The 7,781-nt window shown below is 38.8% G+C and carries 6 protein-coding genes and 1 pseudogene; 5 read left to right on the top strand and 2 right to left on the bottom strand.

The window, feature by feature from the left end; all coding sequences use genetic code 11:
• Window positions 1-184 precede the first annotated feature (184 nt).
• On the top strand, window positions 185-535 hold the full coding sequence (locus QZ735_RS05410) for an ArsC/Spx/MgsR family protein (protein WP_294245261.1): 351 nt from the start codon (window positions 185-187) through the stop codon (window positions 533-535).
• Between the two features lie 112 nt (window positions 536-647).
• Here QZ735_RS05410 and QZ735_RS05405 read toward each other — a convergent pair whose 3' ends face one another.
• Both QZ735_RS05405 and QZ735_RS05400 read right to left on the bottom strand, forming a co-directional pair.
• Entirely contained in the window at window positions 648-953 is a 306-nt protein-coding gene (locus QZ735_RS05405) for a DUF493 family protein (protein WP_294245259.1), read from the bottom strand.
• Window positions 954-995: 42 nt separating this feature from the next.
• Window positions 996-1,673 (bottom strand): DUF4197 family protein, encoded by a 678-nt coding sequence (locus QZ735_RS05400; protein WP_294245256.1) that lies wholly within the window; start codon window positions 1,671-1,673, stop codon window positions 996-998.
• 448 nt (window positions 1,674-2,121) lie between these two features.
• On the opposite strand from QZ735_RS05400, the gene QZ735_RS05395 reads away from it, so the two are divergent.
• The 4 genes and pseudogenes from QZ735_RS05395 to QZ735_RS05380 form a co-directional block, all read left to right on the top strand.
• A complete protein-coding gene (locus QZ735_RS05395; RefSeq protein WP_294245253.1) occupies window positions 2,122-4,962 on the top strand; it encodes a SusC/RagA family TonB-linked outer membrane protein in 2,841 nt (946 codons plus the stop codon).
• Between the two features lie 10 nt (window positions 4,963-4,972).
• Entirely contained in the window at window positions 4,973-6,421 is a 1,449-nt protein-coding gene (locus tag QZ735_RS05390) for a RagB/SusD family nutrient uptake outer membrane protein (protein ID WP_294245250.1), read from the top strand.
• 12 nt (window positions 6,422-6,433) lie between these two features.
• On the top strand, window positions 6,434-7,246 hold the full coding sequence (locus QZ735_RS05385; RefSeq protein ID WP_294245246.1) for a LamG domain-containing protein: 813 nt from the start codon (window positions 6,434-6,436) through the stop codon (window positions 7,244-7,246).
• Between the two features lie 49 nt (window positions 7,247-7,295).
• A pseudogene (locus QZ735_RS05380) lies at window positions 7,296-7,781 on the top strand (beta-glucosidase); the annotation flags it as partial.

The raw sequence follows: 7,781 nt of genomic DNA, 5'->3' as shown, positions 1-7,781 counted from the left end.
GAAAAAATAGAGGCGGAACTGTACGGATTGTTTTAATTGACAGATTGATTTTTGACTGACCAGTATCGTAAAACATAAAGAAGAAGTACGGTTTCGGGTCATCAGGAAATGATTACGGTGCAATTTGCCGGAAACCGGTTTTATTGTTAAATTTACCGGTATACACCAACACAAAATATAAAAAATGATAGTCAAGGTTTTACACAACGGAAACTGTTCGAAATCCAATGCGGTACTGGAATATCTGGATGAAAACGGGGTTCCTTTTGAAATGATCAACATCGTGGAGCACCCGTTAAGCGTAACGGAAATCAAAACAGTGCTGAAAAAGCTCAACCAGAGTGTCTCTCATATCATCAGGAAAACAGACCGGTTGTATATGGAGAATTTCGCAGGTAAAGATCTGTCGGAAGAGGAATGGATCCAGGTGCTGGCTGAACATCCTTCCCTGATCCAGCGCCCGATCCTGATCAAAGGCCCGGTAGCCATGCTGGGGCGTCCCGTAGAAAACGCAAAATATTTTATCGACAAATAATAAATTGAGCGGAGACAGATAGCGAAGGCCCGTTTAATGATGCCCGGAAAAACCGCCCGGTAACAAATACCAATACAAATAAAAAAGTCAGCAATAGCTGACTTTTATTTTTCTAAAGTAAAATGACCCCTTCCACTTTGGCCACTTCTTTATAGATATGAACCACCTGATCGGCATCGAGAACGAATGCGTTGATGTTGCAGGCCGTATATTTTCCGTTTTTGCTTTCCCTGTTTCCAAGGGTAAACTTGATCCCGTCGAATACCCTGTAAATCTCGGTCAGTTTTGCCTGATCGGTAGGAATAATGAATTTAAACAAATAATCTTCCGGAAAATCATGATGACCTTCCAGTTTTTCTTTCAAGGAGTTGTAAAAGTCCTCGGGGCTCGCGTGCTGGTTTCCCTGTAATATGTCCATCTGCAAATTTTAAAATAATTGATAAATATACTGAAGAATTTCTTATTTTCCAAGTGGCCCCAGTAATGACTTGGAGTTCTGGATTTCATAATCTTCCACAATATTGAAAATTCCGTTGACCAGCTGTTCTGACGCCAGCTGGCCCAGGCTCCCCGCATTCACCTGTGTCTTGTTGCCTCCCAGCAGACTGCCGATCAGGTTGCTGCCGGACAATGCGGTATTGATGCTTTTCACAATGCCGTAGCGGTTCAGCTGTTCGTTCACTTTTGGGGTGATGGCCGCCACCAGCTGCTGTTGGGTTTTCTCTTTAAGAATCAGGGTAGCGGTTCCTTTTTCTCCCTGGATGATCCTGCTGACATCCTGGGCGGTAAGGCTGTTGACCGCATTGACCAGAATAGGCCTTGAGGTATTTACCGTGAAGGCGGCAGCTTCAGCAATATATTCCCTCTCTTTAGCCACCAGCGAAGGCGCTATATTTTCGAGTAGGGAATTGATGTCTCTGAGTTGCCGGGGCAGTGCTTTATCCACCATATTGTTCTGCAGGAAGGCCTCTTTGCTGCTGTAGATGCCCATCCCTTTCTCGATTCCGTTCAGCAGGAGCCTTTTAATAATAGATAAGCCAAGGTCTGATGTAGCAAGGGTAGTGCAGGACTGAACGCTCGTATTGATAACAGTCCCTGTTCCGATCATCAGAGCAGCGGCGATAATATATTTTTTCATTGTTATTCTATTAAAAGAAGATTATCCTCAAATAATGAACCAAAAATAATCACAAAAAATGTTTTAACAAATTTTAAACTTTTATTAATATGGTGTGGTATCAGGGCATCCAGGCATTTTATCAAAATTATTTTTCTGCTTTATGATAAGTCACAGGAAAAGCCCGGATTGTTTATTATTTGATATCATAGAAAGGTTATGATTTATTTTGTGATGTATTTGTAGAGTTATTGTTGATAATTCACTAAAAATAAGAAAACTGCATAAACTCCTTTATCACGTAATTTCCTTAACAAAAGTGTAAAAAATTTAAGTGAAATTAACAATATTAAAGATATTTTTATAATTTTGGCCAATGTCTTTTTATGAGAATACGTTGTGTCTCAATAGAAAGACTGCAGGGAAATTTTTTCTGGTTATGATTGATTGTACGATAAAATTAAACTATATGAAACAAAGTAATTTAAAGTATTCATGTCTCATTGCTGTTCTCTATTTCGGAATGAACGCCAATGCGCAGACTACTCCGAGAGATACTGTTCAGAAAGAACAGAAAATTGAGGAAGTGGTAATGATTGGGTATGGTACTGCTAAGAAGAGAGATTTAACAGGATCAATAGCTAAGGTGAGTGGTTCTGATGTGGCTGATAAGCCGAATGCCAATGCTGCAGCTTCATTGCAGGGAAAAGTTGCTGGTCTGGCGGTTGTAAATTCCGGACAGCCCGGCTCAACGCCTGATATAAGAATCAGAGGAACTGTCAGTAGGTACAATTCAAGGCCGCTATATGTAGTTGATGGAATCTGGTCTGATAATATGGATTTCGTGAACTCAAATGATATTGAATCTATTGAGGTTTTAAAAGACGCTTCCTCCCTTGCAATCTTTGGTGTCAGAGGTGCTAATGGTGTTATTATTGTCACTACAAAAAGAGCAAAATCTGGTAAACCGACCATTAATTTCAGTTCGTCTCTGGGTACAAAATTTTTAACCGGAAAACCTGAACTTACGAATGCCGCTGAATTTAGAAGTTTATACGACAGAAACAGGGCAAATCAAGGGCTTGCGCCTTACAGTTATTATAATGTTTTCAATGCAGATACCGACTGGATTGATGCTATTACCAATAATGGGGCAACGATTGTTAAAAATGATCTTAGTTTTTCAAGTTCAACCGAAAAGAGTAAAACTTATTTTGGAATAGGTCATCTTGAGGAGCAGGGTATCATTAATAATGAACTTCTAAAGCGATTTAATGTTAATTTCAACAATGAGTTCAGTTTCAGTAAAAATTTCAAAGTTGGCTTCTCTGTTAATGGTTCTTATACCAACAACCCGAGGCTTCAAAGTTATGCTTCGTCCTTAATAGCAGTTCCAATTGTTGAGCCATTTAATAATAATGCAGGTTTATATAATCAGTTACCTATTGGTTTAGGAGACGCTCAAGTAGGAAATCCTTCATTATACACAGATTATCTTGCCGGTACACAACTTTCCAAAACCTACCGGATACTTGCCAATGCATTTGCAGAACTTAAATTTTGGAATGACTTTACTTTCCGTACCAATTATATGGTTGACTTAGGTTTGACCCGATCCCGCGGATATAACCCTGTTACCAAATTATATGTAGGGGAAACGGGTGCAACGACAAATGCTTATGGAGGAAGGCAATTAACTTCAGTTTACCAAAATTCTACGGATAATATTATTACACAGCAGGAATATCTATTAACATGGAATAAGAATCTGGGAGGCCATAACATTACAGCTACTGCAGGTTATACCATCTATGATGAAAAATTCGAGCAAATGAGCGGTAATGTTACACAAAAGGCCGGTGAGCAGAATACCATTCCTTGGAATAAAAGGTTTTGGTATTTGGATACGTACCCTTTCGGAGATCCTGCTTCAAGAACTGCAAATTCATCTGAATACGATGATGGGGCCAGTATATCTTATTTAGCCAGAGTCTTATATAATTACAAAGGAAAATATATCTTTAACGCGTCTTTCAGACGCGACGGTTCTGCTACTTTCGCCGTAGATAATCCAAATCAATATCAGAATTTCTGGGCATTAGGCGCAGCATGGGACATGGGTAAGGAAGATTTTATGAACGGTAGTTTTTTCAGTTCACTGAAATTAAAAGGATCTTACGGACAACTTGGAAATAGATTCTCTCCGTATAGATATCCAAACTATCCAGGATATGTAAGTGGAGCAAATGCTGTATTTGCAGATGTTGCATATCAGAAAGATCTTTATCCGGGATATATCTTGGCATGGCAAAATTCTCCGGATCTGAAGTGGGAGGTCATCACCAGTTATGAAGCAGGTTTCGAGGCTTCGGCATTTAACAACAGATTAAGTGTTGAAGGTGTGTATTATAATAAAAGGACAAAAGATCTCCTTAATTATGTAACGGGTGTTCAGAATTATTTTAGAAATTCCGGAGAAATAGAAAATAAAGGAATTGAGGGCTCAATATCTTGGAGAGATAAAATTGGCGAAGACTTCGGATATTCAATAGGAGGAAATATTACGACTTATAACAATAAAGTATTGTCTGTATTTGAACCAGGATATAGAATTTTTGATGGTAACTCTGTAACTGAAGCAGGTTATCCTATTGGCTATTTTTACGGATATGTTGTTGACGGTATCTATCAGACTAATGCCGATGTTTTATTGTCTCCGACAAGTACTTTAGGAACATATGGTCCTGGAGATTTAAAGTTTAAAGATCTAAATGGTGATGGTAAAATCGACGATAAGGATCGAACTATAATTGGAAATCCTACTCCTGATTTTACATATGCACTCAATCTAAATTTAAATTATAAAAACTGGTCTTTGGGTATAGATGTGCAGGGAGTTTACGGTAATGAAATTTTAAGAAATTGGGGTAATGGAAGCACATATGCTCAGTTTAATTACAGAAGAGACAGGTTACAGGCCTGGAATGGTCCTGGGACATCCAATTGGGAACCTATTATTAATGACGGAAATAATTATAACACCAATAATGTCTCAAATTATATGATCGAAGATGGAAGTTATGTAAGATTAAGAAACATTCAGTTTGCTTATAATTTTAATTCAAACGTAGCTAAATCAATCGGATTGAGCAGTCTGAAACTTTATCTAAATGCTCAGAACCTGGTTACTTGGAGAAACAATTCAGGCTTTACCCCTGAAGCCGGTGGTTCGCCTACACAGTTTGGTGTAGATAACGGAGGGTATCCTTTACCTATCATTACAACAATGGGTGTAAATGTAACTTTTTAACATTTAAATTATGAAAATAAATACAATCATTAAATATTCCCTTTTTACAGCAGCAAGTTTTTTATCCATAAACTCTTGCAGTGATGAATTTTTGGATCGAAAACCACTGGGAATAGCTACTGCGGGAGAAGCAGGAATAGGAGGAGCTGAGGCTAAAATTTTCGGATTATATAGTCAGCTCAGAACAGAAGGTGGTGTAACAGATTGGACGAGACACTGGTTCCAGAGTATCCGTTCTGATGATGCTATGAAAGGCAGTATTCCTGCAGATGCATCTGCTATGGGTAATATCATGGATAATTTTCAGTACTCCAAAACAGAAGGAACAGCCGTTGTCAACTGGAATGGGCATTATAAATTGATTTTTGCCTGCAATGGTGTTATTGCAGATATTGAAGCAATACAAAATCCTGATGCTGCAACATTAACCAACTTGGGGGAAGCTAAAGCAATAAGAGCATTTGCTTATTTTGACCTTAGAAGAGATTACGGAGAGATTCCTCTGATTACTAAAAAAATATCAAACGTACAGGATGAAATTAAAGCAAAATCAAGTATATCTGAAGTAGATGCTCAAATAAAAAGTGATTTGCAATTTGCTGCGACTGTCTTGCCTGCAGATTGGCAGAGCCAGAGAGGTAGGGCTACCAATGGTATGGCCTATTCATATCTTGCAAAATTGGCTCTTTACCAGAAAAGTTGGGGTGAGGCTCTATCATCTGCTGAAATGGTCATCAATTCAGGTACCTATTCTTTGTTTCCATCGTATGCTGATTTATTTACAGATCAGGGAGATAACAAATCCGAATCGATCTGGGAAGTACAGTTTGCGAGAATAAACAAGGTAAACTATTCTAATAATTATTGGGAATCCCAAGGGGTAAGAGGATCTGGAAGTTGGGATCTGGGATGGGGTTTTAATGTACCAACCATGAATCTTGTCAATGCATATGAATCTGGAGATGTACGTAAAGCAGCTACCATATTAGCTTCCGGTGGACCGGAAGGTGTACCTAGTACGCTTTCATCAATACAGCCATATTGGAACAAAAAAGCATATACTAATCCTACAAGGAGAGCACAGGAAGGTGAGAATAAAAATCATTGGACCAATATCAAGTTAATGAGATATGCTGATGTCATTCTTATAGCAGCCGAAGCAGCCAATGAAACAGGTAATACAGCTAAAGCAATCACCTATTTGAATTTAATTAGAACAAGAGCAGGATTAGCAAATACTGTAGCGGTAACACAAACTCAGTTAAGAGATGCCATCAAACAGGAAAGAAGGGTAGAATTTGCCATGGAAGGTGAGAGATTCTATGATCTTGTTCGTTGGGGAGATGCAGTCACAGTATTAGGTTCACTAGGGTATCAGGACAGAAATAAATATTTCCCTATTCCTCAGGAAGCTATTGACAAAGCACAAGGTGTATTAGTGCAAAATCCTAACTATTAATTATTTTTACCCATGAAAAATATTTTAACAATATTAAGTTTATCATGTCTTTCTTTGGCTTTAACAAGCTGCCAGGACCTGGAAAGACCAGAATTGGAGAGTTACCCTTCAGATCAGGCTAATTTGCCAGCCGGAAATCTGAGGTTTTTTGTTCCTTTTGATAAAACTACGGGAGACTTAAAGTACAGGTTCGCTGAAGAGCTATCCGGCTACCCGTCTTTTGTTCCGGATAATACCATTACTCAAGTAGATGGTATTTCCGGTAAAGCTTTTAAAGGCGGAGGGTCACAGGTTTTTTTAAAGTATCTGAATTCAAATGATTTTGCTGCTAAAGCGGGCAGCTTTACGGTTGCTTTTTGGGAAAAAAATGGAGACTCTAGCAATACTGAATTCGCATTTAGTATGACAAGTGATAATTGGGCAAATGCAAGTATGTTTGCTCTTTTTGAAGGGTCTGCTGCATCTCCTACCATTAAATTTTTTGTTGATGAGCAGCCTGGTGACAAATGGTTTGAATGGCCATCAGATTCAAGTTTAACAGGTATTTATGATAACCAGTGGCATCACCTTGCATTTGTTTATGACGCTGCTACTTCTGGAATGACACTATATATAGATGGTGTGGCAAAATCTACTAAAACCTGGGCCGGGCATGGAGCTGTCAAATTTAATGTTTCAAAAATCAACGGCTTTAGAATCGGAGGATCAGGAAATCCAAGCGAAAGTTGGATGAAATCATGGTCGGGAAGTTTAGACCAGTTTAGAATGTATGTAAATGCACTTACACCGTCTGAAATTAATGATCTTTACGTTAATAAAAAATAACCTATAACGATAAAAGGAAGAGAAATCTTCCTTTTATTATTTTTTTAATATGAGAAACGTTTTAATAACATTATCATTAATCGGTTTATTATTTAATTCATGCTCATCGGATGATCCGGCATCAGGATCTGGAACACCTCTGGGTGGAAATACCGGAAATACACAAACTCCTGTCAATAATTACACCGATCCCCAGCTCATCGAACTGGTACAGAAAGATGCCCTGAAATATTTCTGGGAGTATGCGGAAACAAATTCTAAACTGGCAAGAGAAAGATATCATACCGATAACCCCGGGCAGGATGCACAGGTTGTTTCAGCGGGCGGATCAGGTTTTGGCCTGATGACTATTCTCGTCGGAATTAAAAACGGATATGTAACAAAAGCGGACGCCGTATCACGGCTGACGACAGCACTCAACTTTCTGCAAAATGCCAACCGTTTCCATGGAGCATGGCCTCACTGGATGAACGGAAGTAACGGCCAGGTTATTCCTTTCAGTGCAAAAGATGATGGTGGTGACCTTGTAGAAACG

It is taken from the genome of uncultured Chryseobacterium sp., from assembly GCF_913776365.1.
Classification (GTDB): domain Bacteria; phylum Bacteroidota; class Bacteroidia; order Flavobacteriales; family Weeksellaceae; genus Chryseobacterium.
The sequence above is the reverse complement of the archived record's forward strand: the minus strand, read 5'-3'. Positions and strand labels throughout refer to the sequence as shown.